The organism is Levilactobacillus bambusae (assembly GCF_003124125.1).
In the GTDB taxonomy this organism is placed as follows: domain Bacteria; phylum Bacillota; class Bacilli; order Lactobacillales; family Lactobacillaceae; genus Levilactobacillus; species Levilactobacillus bambusae.
This window is the reverse complement of record NZ_QCXQ01000001.1, coordinates 131,871-150,393: the sequence shown is the minus strand read 5'-3', so window position 1 is coordinate 150,393 and position 18,523 is coordinate 131,871. Positions and strand designations below refer to the sequence as shown.

Here is an 18,523-nt window from a genome sequence, read left to right as displayed (position 1 = left end):
TGGTTCGGTTTAGTCTCGGGTCGCTTATTTTAAAGCTAGTGTTCTAACCACTCTTCTAGTTCTGGCATTTGGCTGACCCGAATTTCCGGATTGGAATAGACCCGGATCAAATGGTCCGGATCAAACAGGGCCCCGGCAATTCCTGCGTTATGGCCTGCTTCCACGTCTAAGTTACGATCCCCAACCATCATCGCAGCATCCTTATCTACCACGTAAGTCGTCATTAATGACTCTAACGACGCCGGGTTCGGTTTTCTAGGAAATGGCTGGTCCTTAGTTACGGTTCCCGTAAAGAACGATGCTAATCTCTCGGCCTCTAACCCTTTTAGGGCACTTTGATCCCGGTGAGTTAATAAAAAATTCCGGCCGCCGTTGTCCACCACAAATTGCAAAATTTCGGGGACTCCCAAAAAGGGCTTCGCAGTCTTCACCATTGATTTCTCATTTGCTTCATAACGGTCCTTCAAGGCTGCCTTATCTAAGTTATACATGGCACTCGCCTGCGTTAAAGCTGTCTCCAAATCTGACTGTCGCATCGCTTCATAGATTTCACCGTCATCAATTTCAAACTCAGAAATTCCCATCTGTGTCAGTGCCTTAACAACGGCCTCTACCATTGAAGGGTACGTATTCATTATCGTTCCGTCAAAGTCCCAAAAAATTTGCGAATAACGCACACTAAGCGCCTCCATTGTCCTTATTCCTTTTTCTTTGTATCAAACAGAATGGTGACCGGCCCATCATTCACTAAGGCAACCTCCATGTCCGCCCCAAACTGTCCCGTCTGGACCGTAATTCCAGTTGCCGCTAATCGGTCATTAAATGTATGATACATCTTTTTCGCATGTTCAGGGTTTCCGGCACCCGTAAAGCTAGGTCGGTTCCCCTTTTTGGTACTTGCAAATAACGTGAACTGGGAAACAGATAGCACGGCACCCCCTACATCCCCTAAAGCTAAGTTCATCTTACCGTTAGGATCAGAAAAAATTCGGAGCCGGCTGATTTTTGAGACGAGATAATCGACATCCTCGTCCGTATCATTATCTTCTACCCCCACTAACAGCAAAAAGCCCCGGTTAATTTGGCCGAGAACATGGTCCTCAACCCTAACCGATGCCCGTTTAACCCGCTGCAAAACAATTCGCATCCCTAGCTTCCTCCTTGAAATTTAATGGTAAGCTCGGTTAACCACGTAAACATCCGGTACATTTTTAATGTTCGCTAAAATTCGTTGTAAAATCTCTGCGTTTCGGACCCCAATGGAAATCGAAATGGTTACAATTCGATTATGATCGACCTTGGCATTAATTGAATTCAGCTTCTTGGTCGTATTATTAATGGTCCGCAGAACGTCATTAATTAATCCGTTTCGGTTATAGCCCTGAACTTCAAAGTCCGCTGCGTAATTTTCACCGTCACCAGCAGCGTTGGCCCAGTTAACGTCAACAATCCGTTCACCGTTTTCAACGGCCTTTTTAACGTTAGGACAGTCTTCTCTGTGAACGGACACCCCCCGGCCCTTAGTAATATAACCTAAGATTTGATCACCTGGAACTGGGGTGCAACAGTGGCTCAACCGAATCAGCAGGTTATCAACACCCTCGATCAGTACGCCTTCCGACGGCTTATTTGCGTTTGCATCGTCATTCGTAATGGTCTGATGTTCCTCTAAGAGTTCGTGTTCCTCCTGCCGTTTTTGCTCTTCCTCTGCTGCATGGCGGACGTCTGCCGTTAACCGGTTAAGCACGCCACCGGTGGGAACGTCACCAAAGCCGATGGCGGCAAAGAGATCATCAATCTGTAAAAAGTGCTGTTGTTCGGCGACTTTCTGCAGATTTTCCTTCGTCATAATCACGTTGGGGTCAAAGCCGGCATCTGCCAACTGAGCTTCCAAGGTATCTTGACCCGTTTCGATATTGGCTTCCCGATCGTTTTGGCGGAAGTACTGTTTGATCTTATGCCGGGCCCGGCGCGTCCGGACTAGGTTCAACCAGTCCCGACTAGGGCCAGCTGAATTAGTCGACGTCAAAATATCCACGATATCACCGGTTTTTATTTCGGTGTCTAGCGGAACGATCTTGCCGTTAATTTTTGCCCCCGTCGTATGATTGCCAACTTCCGTATGAATAATATAGGCCATGTCTAAGGGGCCAGCCCCCTGTGGTAGCTCCAGAACGTCACCCTTGGGGGTAAAGGCGTAGACGTGGTCCCCGAACAGTTCACCCTTCACACTGTCCATAAATTCAGAAGCGTTGTCCGTTTCCTCCTGAATTTCAATAATGTGTTTGAACAGGTTTAATTTATCCCCCGTCGACGTTTCTTGGACCTCTTCCGTCTGGCCCTCCTTATAGGCCCAGTGGGCAGCAACCCCGTACTCAGCAACTTGGTGCATTTCAAAGGTCCGAATTTGAATTTCTAAGGGCTTGCCCTCTGGTCCAATTACCGTCGTGTGCAGCGACTGATACATATTGGCCTTTGGCATGGCAATGTAATCCTTAAACCGGCCCGGCATGGGTTTCCACTTCGAGTGAATGGCGCCCAAAACCGCATAGCAATCCCGAACTGAATCGACGACCACTCGAATCGCTAGTAAGTCATAGATCTGATCAAACTGCTTGTGTTGATCCTTCATTTTCCGGTAAACCGAGTAGATGTGCTTCGGCCGCCCGTAGATTTCCTGGTGGGTAAGGTGAAGATCCGCTACCGCCCCCTCAATTTCTTGAATGGCGGCGTTAATGTAGGACACCCGTTGATCCCGCTTTGAATTCATTAAATGAACGATTCGGTAATATTGCTGCGGATTTAAGTACCGCAGGGAGACATCTTCTAACTCCCACTTAATCGTACTAATCCCCAAACGATCCGCTAAGGGGGCGTAAATTTCCAGGGTTTCATTTGCAATCCGCCGTTGTTTTTCGGGCTTCAGGTGTTGAAGGGTCCGCATATTATGCAGCCGATCCGCCAACTTAACGATCATGACCCGAATATCCTTTGACATCGCTAAAAGCAGCTTACGGTGGTTTTCAGCCAACTGTTCCTTATTCGACTTGTACCGAATTTTTCCTAGTTTAGTGACACCATCCACGATTAGCGCCACGTCATCCCCAAACAGTTCGCGCACATCCCCAAGCGTAATGCCTGTATCCTCGACAACGTCATGGAGGAACCCAGCTGAAACGGATTCGGGATCCATTCTAAGGCTGGCCAAAATACCGGCCACCTGCGTTGGATGCATAATATAGGGCTCACCAGAAACTCGAGTTTGGTCTTGGTGCGCCGTTGCGGCTAACTGATAGGCCTTCTTGACCATCATCACGTGCTCGATGTTCATGTATTCAGCGCAGGCATCAAAGACATCCTGAGCCGTCCAAATCCGTTCCTTAGGCATTCTCTCACTCCCTTAAGCGGTTGCTGATAATCCGTACGACATGTATGACAAACATAAATAAACAATGGCAAACACAATCATATAGGGCTTCAAAAAGAGCTCAGCTCCAATTGCAAAGCACAGGGGCCAAATTAACATCCAGGCCCAGGATCCATTTCGGCGTTGAATGACCCGCCCAATGATGATTGATGTCATCGTATTGACGATACTTAATAGCAGGCAAAAAATTAGCCAGGGTGCCATACCTGCCGTGACTAACACCCAGGGAACCACAATGCCTAATCCAACGCCAACTAACCAGTATGGCCAGCCAATCCGGTTTATTATCTCTTGTTTCACTCTCATCAATTCCTTTAGTCATCTTAATAGGCCCTATTTTAGCATTTTTTGTGCCGTTACCGCAGAAATATTTAGGCCTGCAACTCAATCACGGTTGAAACGGCCGCCAAGAAGTATAACGGTGCCGTTTCCGTTCTTAAAATTCGGGGACCTAACCCCACGCTGACGGCGCCGTTTTGGGTGGCCTCCTGAACCTCTTCAGGTGTTAACCCGCCTTCCGGGCCAAAAACGGCGGTCACCCGATCACCTGCCGTTAATTGTGCTAAGGCTTGGGCCAACTTGGTCGTTTCGCCCTGCTTAGCGGATTCTTCGTACGCAATTATCCGCAGATCGGCGGGTTCATTTAAAATTTCAGTCAGTCGTTTAACGTAGCGAACCCGTGGGCGATGGGTTCGATGTGCCTGTTCGGCCGCCCCGTCGGCAATCTTTTGGAGGCGGGCAACCTTTTTTTCAACCTTATTATCGTTCCATTTGGCAATCGACCATGCGGCCGCAAAAAAAACAATGTCGTCGGCCCCTAATTCAGTCGCCTTTTGTGTGATCCACTCGGCCTTCTCGCCCTTTGGCAAACCACTCGCAATCGTCACCCTTACCGGCAGTTCAACGTTAACCGCAAGTTGACTCTGAACGGTCATGACCGCGCCGTCTTCATTCAACTTCGTCAAGGTCCCAACGTAGAGGTGTTCATTTGCATCCACAAACTCAGCGTCAGAACCAATTTCGGCTCGCAACACCTTTACCCAGTGGTGATAAACGTTCTCAGGTAGTGGCATCGATTGCCCAATTGCTAAACTTTCTTCAACAAAGTAACGCTGCATTAATCATCCTCCGTGGGTTTGTGCGCAATCACTGCCCGCCATTCGTTCATGGTTAACACTGAATCTACGATAAATCCTTGATTCTTAGTGGCAGCTAACACCCCATCCAGTTTATCATCAATAATTCCAGAAGTAATGAGTAATCCCCCGGGTTCCAGTACGGCCCACGCCTGCGGAACTAATGGAATCACAATGTCCGCCAACAGGTTTCCCATCACAATATCTACGGGCGCCGTAATCCCGGACAATAAGTCATTGGCAAGCACTGGAATCTCAGCCGCCACGGGATTTAGCGCCAAGTTTTGCTTCGCTGATGCAACTGCTACTTCATCCACATCGAAGGCGGTAATTTGGTCCACCCCAAGCAGCTTAGCGGCAATGCTCAGGACGCCCGACCCCGTTCCAACGTCATACATTCGCTCGTGACCCCTAACAACCATTTCAAGGGCAATTAAGCATAGTTGAGTGGTCTCGTGGGTTCCCGTACCAAACGCCTGACCCGGATTCAACCGAATAACAATTTCCCGCTGGTCGCTGGCAACATAGTCTTCCCACTCCGGGACAATGGTTATGTAGCGGGTAACCCGCACGGGATGGTAGTAGCGTTCCCACGTGGTCGCCCAATCCTCATCCGCAACCTCATTTGTCGTCACGGTCACTTCCCCGGGATTGAGACCAAATTGCTTTAAACCCGTAATTTTCTCGGATAGGGTTGGGGCCAATTCAGCCATGTTCACGTCGGCTGGGTAGTAAGCACTGACAGTCGCCCCCGAGCCCACGTGCTGCAACTCAGAGGGGTTAACAATTTCCCCGTGCTCGCCGTACCGACCCGGTTTTAATTTCGAATAGTCAGCTGAGTCATCAATTTGTACCCCGGTGGCACCAGCTTCCATCAATAGGTTTGCTACCGCCTCAACGGCTTCACTGCTTGTTTTAACGGTTAATTCCGTCCACTTCATTTTTCTGCCTCCAACTCTTTATTCAACCATCCGTACGTTGTCCAATTCATATCCCGTTTACGCTGCTTTGAGACGTAAGGATTTCCGGCAACCGTGTACCGCAAATTAGCGGTCGTCCAGTCGCCCTTGTTAGGAATGCCCACCCGGGGGCCAGATGTTATCACCGCTGGTTGACGGGCCATTGATTGATCCACCCGTAAATTAGTCTCGCCCAGAATTTGATTCTGCATTTGCTTGGTAATTCCAAACGCCTGAGTAAACTTGGCCGGGCCATTGGTTAACTCCGGGCCTTCCTTAGGTCGCCGTTCAAGCATCCAATTAATCCCCTGATCCGGTTCGACCGCGCGAATAAGAATCCCTTGGGGTTCCCCAGCCGGCTGAGTAATAATGTTTAGCATGGTCAAGCCCCGCATCTGGGGGGTGTATAGGGTGCCCGCCTCCTCATAAAGCGGGGCGTTCGCCTTAGTATGACGGTCCCCAAAAGCGTGGCATGCCCGGTCGTTAATGCCCACGTACGCCTCCGTCTCAACAATCCAGCCACTCATCAACCGATCGTTTAAGTAAAACACCAGGTATTGACCTAACAGAGTCCGAGCTGAAACCGGGGTTGGTTGTTCTCTAAGGTTGTCCACTATGCCTGAGTTCATAAGCCCTCCTTAAAATAAAACAGGGGCGGTGCCAAAATAATCTTTTGGCATGGCCCCTGCTGTGGTAACAAGATTGACGATTAGTTTTTTTCCGATTCCGATGAGTCATCCGCCTGCTTCATCTTGGAAAGTTGTTCGTCATGTTCAACTAAATGGGACTCCAGGTAATCCAACATGTCTGCTTCACTCTGAAAGACCCGTGGATGCTTCTGTTTGTGGAGCCGTAAATCAATTTCATTAATCCGCTGACGGCCAGTCCACGTATGCGTATACCTAATGATTACCCGATTATTGAGTGAATCACGCCCAAACTTAAAGACATATACACTTTCCGGCGTCATCAACGGCCGAATATAGGACTTTTCGTAACGATAATGATTCTGCTTCAAAAACTGCTTGGTTCGACTAAGCATGTGGTAACCACCTCCTTACCGCCTGTGTTTCTTTTCCTAGGTTATTAAAACCAACTATAAGACTATACCGCTTTATATCATACGATTTTTAGCCCTAAAAGGCAACCGGTTTACCCTTCATAGCGCGATCTTTCTTATTACTATACCATGAATTTGACTCAATTTTACCAAAAACACAAATAAACCCACCCGCTAATTTAAATCTAGGCGGGTGGGTTTATTGCGTTCATAAATTAATTATTCATCATCTTCGTCGGTTTTCAAAACGGCCATGAAGGCTTCCTGCGGAATATCAACCTTTCCTACGGCCTTCATCCGTTTCTTACCCGCCTTTTGCTTTTCTAACAGCTTCATCCGTCTTGTTCGATCGCCGCCATATAGCTTGGCCGTCACATCCTTACGGTACGGCTTAACGGTCGTTCTGGCGATGATCTTGCCGCCAATAGCTGCTTGAATGGCAATTTCGAAGTTTTGCCGCGGAATAATATTCTTTAGGCGCGTTGCGATCTCGCGACCGCGGCGCTCAGCAAAGGTTCTGTGGGCAATGAAGCTTAACGCATCCACTTTTTCACCGTTTAATAAAATATCGATCTTAACTAAGTCACTCGTTTGATAACCGGAAACATCATAATCCAGCGACCCAAATCCCCGGGTGCTTGACTTCAGTTTATCGAAGAAATCAAAAATAATTTCTGATAGGGGCATATTGTATAGGATGTTCACCCGGTACTTATCCAGGTAATCCATCGTTAAAAATTCACCCCGTCGGCTTTGACAGAGTTCCATCACGGCACCAACATAGTCGTTTGGGACCATAATCGTTGCCTTGACATAGGGTTCCTCAATCTTGCTTAATTCAGAAGAATCGGGCATTTCAGCGGGATTATCAACGTCCTTTTCGCTCCCATCCGTTAACTCCGCATGGTAGGTTACTGAGGGGGCCGTAGTAATTAAATCCAGGTTAAACTCACGTTCTAGCCGTTCCTGGATAACGTCCATATGAAGCATCCCTAAAAAGCCCACCCGAAAACCGTGACCTAACGCCTGTGACGTTTCTGGTTCAAATTCAAGGGAGGCATCGTTTAGCTTTAACTTTTCTAAGGCCTCCCGCAAATCAACGTACTTGGCATTATCAGTCGGATATAAACCTGCGTAGACCATGGGGTTCATTTCCCGGTAGCCGGGCAATGGTTCTTCGGCTGGGGCCGCGGCATTGGTGACCGTATCCCCCACCCGAGTTTCCGTAATATCCTTAATACTAGCCGTGATGTACCCAACTTCACCCGCCATTAAATAGTCCCGCTTAATGGGTTTAGGGGAGTTCACCCCAACTTCGTTCACCTCATATTCGGTCCCACTATTCATCAACCGAATTTTATCGCCGGGTTTAACCGTCCCTTCAAACACCCGGACGGATAAAACGACTCCGCGGTAATCATCGTAGACAGAGTCAAAGATTAACGCCCGTAACGGTGCGGTTAAGTCGCCTTGTGGGGCTGGGATTTCATTGACAATGGCTTCTAACAAATCCTCAATTCCAAGTCCCGTCTTGGCACTCGTCATGATTGCATTGGAAGCATCTAGGCCGATCACTTCCTCAATTTCCTCCTGCACCTTTTCGGGTTCCGCAGAGGGCAAGTCCACCTTATTAATATCCGGGATAATTGCCAGGTCGTCATCAATGGCTAAATAAACGTTGGCCAACGTCTGCGCCTGAACCCCCTGCGCAGCGTCCACTACAAGTACCGCTCCCTCACAGGCCGCTAAACTCCGGGAAACCTCATAGGAAAAATCGACGTGTCCAGGGGTGTCAATGAGGTGAAATTCATACGTTTCGCCATCCTTGGCGTGGTACTTAAGCTCGACTGCATTTAATTTAATGGTAATTCCACGTTCCCGCTCTAAATCCATATCATCTAGAACTTGATCTTGCATGTCCCGTTTTGAAACGGTATCCGTCAATTCTAAGATTCGGTCCGCAATCGTCGACTTACCGTGATCGATATGCGCAACAATGGAAAAATTCCGGATGTATTTTTGATGCTGTTGCATTTGTTCAAGATCCATTATTGTTCCCCATTTCGTAAAAATCCAATGTCTAAATTATACCAACGAACGGAACCGGACACAACTTTCCGTTCATATTCGCACTAAAACGAAAAAAGCCGTACGCCATGCGCACGACCCTTTATCCGTTATCAAAGTTTTAGTTAGTCACCGTTGTCGTTTGCTGCCACTGATTAGAATAAAAATCATCATTAATGTGGTAGGTCGGGGTCTTTTGCTTCTTGGTGAGGAACGGATCAACCCGCTGATCCACAGCCAGCCAACCCTTCCATCCCAAGTGAATGGTGTCCGTCATAAAGTAGGGCACGTCACCCTTATCCGATAAATCGACGATATTATTAAAACCTTGCGATTGAAGCTGATAGCGAATCTTTTGATCAAACTGTTTGAGCATTGACTGTGATAACCCGGTGTAATCAGCCCACTTTTGGTTAACTGGCGGAATGATAAACAACACGTTTGTATGCAGTCTTGCAAACTGATCTAAGCAAAGTTCAAAATCACTGTACTCGGGAGATTGCAGGTAGGAAAGGTTCTCTTGGAATCCCTTCAGATGCTTCACTTCCTGCTTTAACCCGTGATTATAAAAGCTATTGCTAATTTGGAACCGGTTATTATCGGTTTCCTTTTTACCAAGGTCAGTTGCCAATTGATTGATTTTAGAAAAAGAATATTGAGCGGGAAGTTTCTTTTCCTGTTGATCAACCTTCTTTAAGTTGCCGTTCGGTAAGTTGATCCCCGAGAAGAAGTTATCTTCGGACTTCAAAAAGTTCTGCCGGAGGCCAAGGTAGCGCTTCTGGTTTGGCGTCATCTGCTGACCCTTCGCAACCCGCTCTAATGCAGCATAGACAATGTGATCGGATTTAGCTGACGGCATCTGCATTAACCGCTGTGCCGCATAACGATCCATCTTAGTGTTACTATATTGATTCAGCCATTCGGTTGTTTGAAGCTGAGAGTAGTAAGCACTAAAGGCAGCTTTATCGACACCCTTTTTAACGAACCACTGGGGCGAAATCACAAACACTGCCTTCTGATTCTTTAATTGGGGTTGAATATTCTGCATCACGTAAAATTGTGTTAAAGACTGGGTTCCACGGGATCCCAACAGAAACGGCTGATATGACCGATGGTACTTCTTGGCCATTACCGACGGATGCATCGGATCAAACCGGGACCACTCAGATGAACCAAAGAACGGAACGTATCCATCATCCAGCGCCGCTGTTTTCAAGCCAGCGCCCTTTAAAACCGATGGTGATAGTGACACTGCGGCTTGCTCCTGGGCCTTCTTATTCGCGGTATAGCCAATGAGGTGGCCGGGCAAAAGGAAAATTCCAAGAACTAGCGCAGCCGCTAAAATCAGCGGTCCGAAGATCTGAAATAGACGTTTACCCATTACTTCATGCTATCGACTTTCGCAATAATTTTATTTGGCGTATCCCACTCTGAACGCACAAATTCTGAAACTGGTACGCTAATTCCCATTTCACTTTGAATTTGAAGTAATAACTGAACCGACCCCATGGAATCTAATAACCCGTCGTCAAACAAGTTTTCATCCATGTTATTGCTCAAGTCGCTACCCGTTAAGTCAGATAAAATTGATAAAACCGTTTCCTTTGTATCCATAATGAAAATCCCCTTTTTATTTTATGATTTAAATTTTTTAAACCCTACTTTGTAAACCAAAGTGTGTTCAAGAACCCGGAAAAGATGAGAAAACTGAAGCAAACCACGTTAGCCGTAAAGAAGATTGCGAAGTATTCCGTAAACTTATTGTGCGGAATTGAATCTTGGTGCTTCTTCTTATAACGCAGCCAGGCATCATTAATAATTAATGCTGCTGCATGGAACAACCCGTACGTAATATAAAACCACGTTACCCCGTGCCAGAATCCCATGATTCCCATGTTGATGAAGTAGACCACGTTGGAAGTCGTTGTCGGCTTTTTGAAGGTTTTATGCTTCATGAACCAAAAAACAAGTCGCATAAAGATGAAGTCACGGAACCAAAACGATAGCGTAATGTGCCAACGATTCCAGAAATCTTTAATGTTCTTAGACTGCCACGGCCGGTTAAAGTTCATTGGGGTTTCAATTCCCATAAAGTAAGAAATTCCCACCGCAAACAAACTATACCCCGCAAAGTCAAAGAATAAATCGGCACTGTAACAATACATGTACCCGAGGACCGACCAAGATAAATCGAGAAAGCCCCCCCGGTGAATCATCGCCGTATGAGCTAACTTCGGCATCAGAATCGTCCCAAAGAAGTACGCGAGTAAAAATTTATACAGGAATCCCAGAAAAATATAGTGGAGCCCCTTACCCAACATTTTAAGGTATTTATCTTGGTCAGGTACCGTTGTGAAATCCCCTTCGAACCGCCGGTACCGGTCAATGGGTCCGGATGAGATCGTTGGGAAAAACAGCATAAACGGAATAAATATTTTCAGACTAAAGTTCTTAATTGTACCGTCCCGGATCTCCATAATGGTCTGAACCGCCCGAAACGTCAAGTAACTAATTCCTAAAAACCCAATTAACGAGTTATTTCCACCATCCACTGCGGGAGTTACCTTAACGATTGTTAACGGCAAGATCGCCAGAATAACCGCAAAGTAGAAAATGTACCCCTTATTTTGCCCACGTTTCCGATAAACGGAATACCCCCACGTCAGCAACATTTCGAAAATGATGTAAACAACTAAAGCAACCCCCTGTGTCGACCACTTTGGTCCCCCAAACGTCAACAGTAAAAACGCTAATGAAACCAACGTTTCATAGAGGTGGGACCTTTTCCCATAGAGCAAGCCGATAACTAATGGAATTAGGGCAATCCCAAGAATCACAAAATAGGTGGGATTTTCGTACGGTGTAAACGATAGCATTAGTTATTAACCTCGGCAATAATAGATTTAACATCAACTTTACCATTAGGGGTAATGGGTAAGCTTTGCTTATAAACAAATTGTTGTGGGATCATGTATGGCATCATATCACCCTTCGTTAACTCAGATTTAATGGCTTTGGTCATGTCCAATTCAGAATCAAAGTGCACATTTTCTGCTGGAACAACCCAGGCAATCATCTTATCAACCATATGGTTTTTATTATAGTGCGGAACCGTCACCGCTTGCTTAACGTACGGGACCCGATTTAAGTAGTGGTCCACTTCTTCGAGCTCAATTCGGTAGCCGTGCATCTTAATTTGGAAGTCCGTTCGGCCATCGTACATAAAGAGCCCGTTTTCTAACTGGTAGCCGAGATCGCCAGAACGATAAACCCGTTTGCCATTCCAATCAATAAAGGCCTTGGCGGTTTTATCCGGGTTATTTAAGTAGCCCTTCGACATGGATGGCCCACTAATCAGTAACTCACCCTTTTCACCCGCTGGAACCCGGTTAAGATCTTCATCAACCACATCAATGGTCATATCTTCCTTAACGTACCCAATTGGCAGCCGGGCGTAGTCCCTTAAAATATCGGCGGTAATTTCAACTCCTGTGACGGCCACAGTTGTTTCGGTTGGCCCATACGTATTATAAATGCGAGCCTGTGGGAACTTAGCCCGCAGCGTTGCAGCCGTTCCGTTAGTTAATTCTTCTCCACAGAAAAGAAAAACAGCTAGATCCGGTAAATGTTCGGCATCAAACTCTGGTGCCAGTAAACAAATCTCGATAAAGGAAGGTGTGGACACCCAAACGTTCAAGTTCATCTGGGGTAAATCTTCAAATAACTCCTTAAAGTTATCGGTGACCGCCTTAGGAAGGGCAACCAATGTCCCTCCCTTGGCCATTGTTGGTCCCCAATCCATAACCGAAAGGTCAAATGCATAGGGAGCCTGTGACAGTGTTCGGGGTTGATCAGGAAGCTTAAAATCGTCCGATAACATCCAATTAACATAACTCACCAGGTTACTATGCGAGATTTGAACGCCCTTTGGCTTCCCCGTTGTTCCTGAAGTAAAAATAATGTAGTAGGTCTCGTCACCGCTAACCGCATGCGTCATCTCATACTGAACCGACTGGGAGAAAACCTCAGTTAATTCATCAGCCTGCATGACGGAAACGTCCGGTACTTCAGTGGGTAAAGCCTCTACGGCAATCACCAAGGCCGGACTGGCAACTTCCGCAATGATGGGAACCCGGTCCTTAGCAGAGTGAGTGTCCACCGGAATATAGGCGTGACCACTCTTCACCACCCCTAAGAAGGTCGCAATCATTTCAAAGGTTTGGCCCCCAAAAACAATAATGGGCGCCCCACTGGGCAGCTTCATTTGGTCCAAGTGGGCTGCCAACGCATCAGACTGGCATTTTAGCTCCCCGTAGGTATGAGTTTGCCCCAGGTAATTATAAGCGATCCGGTCGGGGTCGCTTTGACCATAATCATCAATGGTCGTTATCATATTAGTTATCATTTTACATTCCCCCGAAAACATTATGCCAGTTGTTATTTTTCTAACTCACCCGTTAAAATTCATTGTAGATAAAGGTTGAATTATTCAGGCCACTGTAACCATATAAATACACAAGCGCTAATATAATCACAAAGTAAAATAGCGTCCTTGCAAAAAAACGAACGATTGGATTTTGCCACCAGGCTTCCAACTGTGTCTTCATAGCCTCACCCCCAAAATAGCGATAATGAAGATCCCCGACATGTTTGCGTTAATCTTCATTATACTGATTTCCACCAACTTATCTCAACGATAAGGCTTGGATGTTTAATTAACCTTTACCTCCTTGATTAATATTTTTATATTTCCAATAAAAATATTTTTATAAACTAGTTAAATCGTTGGTACATCAAGTGATCAGATAAATTATTTTCTTTACTAATTCGAGATTATCATTTCATAATTTTGGATACAAAAGAAACGACTCGCAAATTATAAAAAAATTTGTCAAGCCGTTTCTGGATACCTGTTCGGTTAATTAGTCAATCAAAAAAGACTTTCATGACCCTTTTTTACCCTATTTTTTCATTTTGCCAAAGAAGCTGTGGTTGGTATTAGCGTCGATTTTTTCGCCGCTCGCCTTAGCAAAAGCAACCATGGCCTCTTTTTGCCCCTTATTCAGCTTCTTAGGGGTTTCAATGCTAACCGTGACCTTTTCATCACCGTTCCCATTTCCACGCAGGCGTGGGGCCCCCTTACCTTTGAGTCGGAAAGTCGTCCCCGTTTGGGTTCCAGCAGGAACCTTCATTTTGACGTCACCATGAACGGTCTTGACGTTAATTTCATCCCCCAGGGCTGCCTGAGCAAAGGAGAGGTTCGTTTTAAAGTAAATGTCCGCACCGTCCCGCTGAAAATCTTTGCTGGGCTGAACGGAGAAAATGATGTATAGGTCTCCGTAAGGCCCCCCGTTTTCTCCGGCTTCTCCCTGTCCTTGCAGGCGCATTTGCTGCCCGTCATCGACACCAGCTGGAACCGTCACTTCAACCTCATGCCGTTCATCAACATGACCAGAGCCACCACAGGTTGGGCACTTCTCTTTAATTTCCTTACCCGTTCCGTGACAGACTGGACATACCTGCTGACTCTGCATTCGGCCAAGTGGCGTATTTTGTTCCGTCACAACGTATCCGGAACCCCCGCAATTATGACACGTTTCTGGGTGGGTCCCGGGTTTAGCACCGCTTCCATCACAAGTTTGGCATTCAGCTTCCCGATTATAGGTAATAGTCGTTTTCTTACCAAAAATTGCTTCCTCAAACTTAAGGTTCATCTGGTACTGCAGGTCACGTCCTGGCCGTGGGGCAGTCGGATCTTGCCGTGCCCGACTTCCAGCCCCGCCAAAAAACTGGCTGAAGATGTCGTCGAAACCGCCGCCTCCGCCAAAACCGCCGAAGCCAGCACCTGAAGCGTCACCGCCACCAAAGCCGCCGAAACCTTGAGGACCATCAGCTGAACCGTATTGGTCATAATTTGCCCGTTTTTGGGTGTCGCCAAGTACGTCGTAAGCTTCTTGAATGTCCTTAAATTTTTCGGCCGCATCCGGCGCATCATTCAAATCCGGATGGTACTTTTTTGCCAGTTTCCGGTAAGCCCGTTTAATATCATCGTCGCTGGCATCCTTCGACACACCGAGAATTTCATAATAATCCTTGTTTGCCATTGTTTACCTCCCAGAGGTCATCATTTAAATTTTTACTGACACTATATCATACCAGTCAACGTGCAAAAAGCCAAAGTCCACCGGACCTTGGCTTTTCGTCAACGACCTAACAACCAGTCGATTTACTTCTTATCGTCATCGTTGTTAACTTCGTGGAAGTCACCATCAACGGTGTCGCTATCCTTAGCGTCGTCAGCAGAACCCGTATCGTTGGTTTCGCCACTGGCCTCGGATTGAGCCTGTTGATAAAGTTTTACGGATAGGTCTTGAACAATTTTGTTCAAGTCCTCTTTCTTTTGCTTCATTTCTTCAAGGTTATTATCTTCTTGGGCCTTCTTTAAAGCATCACGAGCTTCTTCGGCCTTCTTGATTTCATCCTCAGAAACCTTACCCTGAACATCCTTTAAGGTTTTATCCGTTTGGAAGATTAACTGGTCGACTTCGTTCTTAGTGTCGGCTTCATCCTTACGGGCCTTATCAGCCTCTTCATTTTCCTGAGCTTCGTTCATCATCCGGTTAATTTCATCATCGGATAATCCCGTTGAACTCTTAATGGTAATCTTTTGTTCCTTGTTGGTGCCTAAGTCCTTGGCAGAAACGTTAACGATCCCGTTTTTGTCAATATCAAAGGTCACTTGAATTTGTGGAACCCCACGTGGAGCAGCAGGGATGTCAGTCAGTTGGAAGTTGCCTAACGTCTTATCGTCAGCAGCCATTGGCCGTTCACCCTGTAAGACGTGGATATCAACGGCAGGTTGATTGTCAGCGGCCGTTGAGAAGACCTGAGACTTGCTGGTTGGGATCGTTGTGTTCCGATCGATCAACTTCGTGAACACGCCACCCATAGTTTCAATTCCGAGTGATAATGGCGTTACGTCAAGTAAAACGACATCCTTAACATCACCAGTAAGCACCCCACCTTGAATGGCAGCACCCATTGCTACCGCTTCGTCAGGGTTGATAGAGTGGTTAGGTTCCTTGCCAGTCCAATTCTTAACGGCTTCTTGAACGGCTGGAATCCGTGTGGACCCACCGTTTAAGATCACAACGTCAACATCAGCGGCCTGTAACCCGGCATCCTTTAAGGCGTTTTGAACGGGGATCTTGGTCTTTTCAACCAGGTCAGCGGTCATTTCGTTAAACTGTGCCCGAGTAAGCTTAGTTTCCAAGTGAATTGGACCGTTAGCTCCAGAGGCAATAAACGGCAAACTAATTGTGGTTTCAGAAACCCCAGATAAGTCCTTCTTAGCTTTTTCTGCGGCTTCTTTTAACCGTTGCATAGCCATCTTGTCTTCGGCCAGGTTAATTCCGTTATCCTTCTTGAAGTTATCAATCAACCAATCCATGATCTTTTGATCAAAGTCATCCCCACCTAAGTGAGTATCACCGTTAGTTGATAAAACTTGGAATACGCCGTCGCCTAATTCAAGGATGGAAACATCAAAGGTTCCACCACCCAAATCATAGACCAGAATTTTTTCGTCCTTGTCCTGCTTATCCAATCCGTAAGCCAATGCGGCTGCGGTTGGTTCGTTAATAATCCGTTCAACGCTTAATCCGGCAATCTTACCAGCATCCTTAGTTGCCTGGCGCTGAGCATCATTAAAGTAAGCTGGAACGGTAATGACGGCCTTATCAACCGTATCGCCGATGTAGTCTTCGGCAAAGCCCTTAATGTATTGTAAGATCATTGCTGAAATTTCTTGTGGGGTGTATTCCTTACCCTGAATTTCAACTTTATATCCCTCTTCACCCATATGACGTTTGATGGATGAAACCGTATCTGGGTTGGTAATTGCCTGACGTTTTGCAACGTCCCCAACTTCTGGTTTACCGTCTTTAAATGCTACAACTGACGGAACCGTCCGGCCACCCTCTGGAGTAGTGATAATCTTTGGATCGCCGCCTTCAAGTACGGCAACGGCAGAGTTAGTTGTTCCTAAATCAATCCCAATGATTTTATTGCTTGCCATGTTTAAGATTCCTTCTTTTTGTAAAATTTTTAAATCAAATTACTGAGCAACAACGACCATCGCTGGACGAAGGACCCGGTCCTTTAACAGGTAGCCTGATTGAAAGACCTGAACCACTGTATCTGGTTTTTGGCCATCCTCTACGGCAACCGTTTGGATCGCTTGATGAACCTTAGGGTCAAATGGTTCACCTAACGCAGGGATGACACTAATACCATTGTCCTTCAGGGCATCCTGCAGGTGGGTTAACGTCATTTGAACTCCCTTTTGTAATTGTTGACCAGCATCGTCATCAACCTGAACGTCTAACGCTCTTTCCAGATTATCAACCACTGGCAAAATGGCCTTTGCTAACTTCTGACCATCATACTTAATGGTGTTCGCCTGTTCCTTTTTAAAGCGGGTCGACATATTCTGAATTTCCGCTTCGGCCCGTAGGTAACGGTCCTCCATGGCATCTCGTTCAGCCTTTAAGTCGTCGAATTCCGAAGTTGCCCCGGCTGAGGTATCCTCAGTCGTTGGTTCCTGACTCACGACTTGATCGGTTGAGGCTGCTTCACCATCAACCTGTTCAGTTGAATCAAGCTGACTTTCATCTTGCTTCTTTTCAGTCACGTAAATCCCTCCTTTTGTTACTCGCCATAGTGTTGATAATAATCAAGCAGTTTTTTAGCTAATTCTTCCCGGAAGGCATCGACCAAGCCGATTACCCGCGAATATTGCATTCGGGTGGGACCCAAAATTGCAATCATTCCCTGCCCGTGCTGGTCCACATCGTAAGTCGCAGTTATCAGACTGTAGTTTTTGAGAACGTCATTCGTTATCTCATTTCCAATCCGAACCTGCATTTGATTCGATGGTTTACCAATAATATCCGCTAAATCATCGTTCGTGTCCAATAATTGATACAAGGATTTCAACGAATCAACATCTTGATCATCCGAGTAATTCAGAACGTTCAGTCGACCACCGATATAAAACCGTTCTTGGGCTGCCTTTCTCAAAACATCACCAAAAATTGCGAGGAACCCCTCGGGACTTGTTACGTAGTGGGAAACCTCAACCGGAATATCTGTGTTCAACCGGGCCAAAACATCGGGTAACGTGTGCCCAACCAATTGATCATTAATTAGCCTAACCACCGGTTCCAGCTGATCAGCGGTGATCCCCTCCGGAACATCAAACGCCCGATTCTGAACGTTGCCATCGTCGGTCACTAAAATTGCCATAACCTGACGTTTTCCCAGGGGTACCAACCGAAATCCACTTAACCGGCTTTCCTGAAGTTCTGGGGGCAAGGTAAATGCCGTATAGCTGGTAAGATTAGATAAAATATTTGCCGATTGCGAGATGATATCATCAATCTTATGAAAGTCACTTCCTAAAGAGCTTTGAATAAGGTTGATATCATTCTGCCGTACCGGATCCGGTTGGATCAAATGATCCACGTAGAACCGATATCCCTTTATGGAAGGCACTCGGCCAGACGAAGAATGGGTCTTCTTAATGAGTCCACTCGACTCCAGCGTTGCCATTTCATTGCGAATGGTGGCAGAACTGACGTGAATCGGCAACTGCTGTGCCAATGCTTTTGATCCAACGGGAACGCCGGAATTTGTATAATCCCGTACAATGGCCCGTAAGATCATCATTTGTCTCTCTGTTAGCGTCACAATCACCTCTTTTAGCACTCATAAGGTTCAAGTGCTAAGACACATCTATAATGTAGCAAAGGAAACCTTTAAAGTCAAGGGATCTTACTAGATTTTTAGCAATCTCAGTTTCCAAGTGCTAATG

At 46.4% G+C, this 18,523-nt stretch carries 18 protein-coding genes; all 18 read right to left on the bottom strand.

Translation table 11 applies throughout. The features are described from left to right. Positions 1-35: 35 nt before the first annotated feature. A complete protein-coding gene (locus DCM90_RS00845; protein ID WP_191981017.1) occupies positions 36-677 on the bottom strand; it encodes an HAD-IA family hydrolase in 642 nt (213 codons plus the stop codon). A 20-nt stretch (positions 678-697) separates the two neighbouring features. Beyond that, positions 698-1,147: a D-aminoacyl-tRNA deacylase gene (gene dtd, locus DCM90_RS00840; protein WP_109249468.1), complete on the bottom strand. Its 450-nt coding sequence runs from the start codon at positions 1,145-1,147 to the stop codon at positions 698-700. A gap of 21 nt (positions 1,148-1,168) precedes the next feature. Next, the gene (locus DCM90_RS00835) at positions 1,169-3,388 is read right to left on the bottom strand and encodes a RelA/SpoT family protein (protein WP_109249467.1); all 2,220 of its coding nucleotides are present in this window, start codon (positions 3,386-3,388) and stop codon (positions 1,169-1,171) included. A 12-nt stretch (positions 3,389-3,400) separates the two neighbouring features. Further along, the gene (locus DCM90_RS00830; protein WP_109249466.1) at positions 3,401-3,727 is read right to left on the bottom strand and encodes a hypothetical protein; all 327 of its coding nucleotides are present in this window, start codon (positions 3,725-3,727) and stop codon (positions 3,401-3,403) included. 71 nt (positions 3,728-3,798) lie between these two features. Further along, the gene (locus DCM90_RS00825; protein WP_109249465.1) at positions 3,799-4,545 is read right to left on the bottom strand and encodes a 16S rRNA (uracil(1498)-N(3))-methyltransferase; all 747 of its coding nucleotides are present in this window, start codon (positions 4,543-4,545) and stop codon (positions 3,799-3,801) included. Then, positions 4,545-5,504, bottom strand: a complete 960-nt coding sequence (gene prmA / locus DCM90_RS00820) for a 50S ribosomal protein L11 methyltransferase (protein ID WP_109249464.1) — start codon at positions 5,502-5,504, stop codon at positions 4,545-4,547. The genes DCM90_RS00825 and prmA overlap by 1 nt, the downstream gene beginning before the upstream one ends. Further along, on the bottom strand, positions 5,501-6,151 hold the full coding sequence (locus tag DCM90_RS00815) for a DNA-3-methyladenine glycosylase (RefSeq protein ID WP_109249463.1): 651 nt from the start codon (positions 6,149-6,151) through the stop codon (positions 5,501-5,503). Before DCM90_RS00815 ends, prmA begins: the two co-directional genes overlap by 4 nt. A gap of 80 nt (positions 6,152-6,231) precedes the next feature. Further along, a complete protein-coding gene (locus DCM90_RS00810) occupies positions 6,232-6,564 on the bottom strand; it encodes a hypothetical protein (protein WP_109249462.1) in 333 nt (110 codons plus the stop codon). Between the two features lie 237 nt (positions 6,565-6,801). Beyond that, entirely contained in the window at positions 6,802-8,631 is a 1,830-nt protein-coding gene (lepA, locus tag DCM90_RS00805; RefSeq protein WP_109249461.1) for a translation elongation factor 4, read from the bottom strand. A 139-nt stretch (positions 8,632-8,770) separates the two neighbouring features. Continuing rightward, a complete protein-coding gene (gene dltD, locus DCM90_RS00800; protein WP_109249460.1) occupies positions 8,771-10,030 on the bottom strand; it encodes a D-alanyl-lipoteichoic acid biosynthesis protein DltD in 1,260 nt (419 codons plus the stop codon). Then, positions 10,030-10,263, bottom strand: coding sequence for a D-alanine--poly(phosphoribitol) ligase subunit DltC (gene dltC, locus DCM90_RS00795; RefSeq protein WP_109249459.1), 234 nt, complete (start codon positions 10,261-10,263; stop codon positions 10,030-10,032). The genes dltD and dltC overlap by 1 nt, the downstream gene beginning before the upstream one ends. Before the next feature lie 44 nt (positions 10,264-10,307). Then, positions 10,308-11,525 carry a D-alanyl-lipoteichoic acid biosynthesis protein DltB gene (dltB, locus tag DCM90_RS00790; protein WP_109249458.1) on the bottom strand — a complete coding sequence of 406 codons (1,218 nt, stop codon included), beginning with the start codon at positions 11,523-11,525 and terminating at the stop codon, positions 10,308-10,310. Then, complete coding sequence (gene dltA / locus DCM90_RS00785; protein WP_109249457.1) at positions 11,525-13,054, bottom strand: D-alanine--poly(phosphoribitol) ligase subunit DltA; 1,530 nt, start codon at positions 13,052-13,054, stop codon at positions 11,525-11,527. The genes dltB and dltA overlap by 1 nt, the downstream gene beginning before the upstream one ends. Positions 13,055-13,106: 52 nt before the next feature. After that, a complete protein-coding gene (locus DCM90_RS00780) occupies positions 13,107-13,256 on the bottom strand; it encodes a teichoic acid D-Ala incorporation-associated protein DltX (RefSeq protein WP_109249456.1) in 150 nt (49 codons plus the stop codon). Between the two features lie 354 nt (positions 13,257-13,610). Continuing rightward, positions 13,611-14,753: a molecular chaperone DnaJ gene (dnaJ, locus tag DCM90_RS00775; protein WP_109249455.1), complete on the bottom strand. Its 1,143-nt coding sequence runs from the start codon at positions 14,751-14,753 to the stop codon at positions 13,611-13,613. A 122-nt stretch (positions 14,754-14,875) separates the two neighbouring features. After that, a complete protein-coding gene (gene dnaK / locus DCM90_RS00770; RefSeq protein WP_109249454.1) occupies positions 14,876-16,726 on the bottom strand; it encodes a molecular chaperone DnaK in 1,851 nt (616 codons plus the stop codon). Positions 16,727-16,765: 39 nt separating this feature from the next. Then, on the bottom strand, positions 16,766-17,341 hold the full coding sequence (gene grpE, locus DCM90_RS00765; RefSeq protein WP_165815164.1) for a nucleotide exchange factor GrpE: 576 nt from the start codon (positions 17,339-17,341) through the stop codon (positions 16,766-16,768). A gap of 17 nt (positions 17,342-17,358) precedes the next feature. Next, positions 17,359-18,402, bottom strand: coding sequence for a heat-inducible transcriptional repressor HrcA (hrcA, locus tag DCM90_RS00760; protein WP_225365944.1), 1,044 nt, complete (start codon positions 18,400-18,402; stop codon positions 17,359-17,361). Between the last annotated feature and the right edge of the window lie 121 nt (positions 18,403-18,523).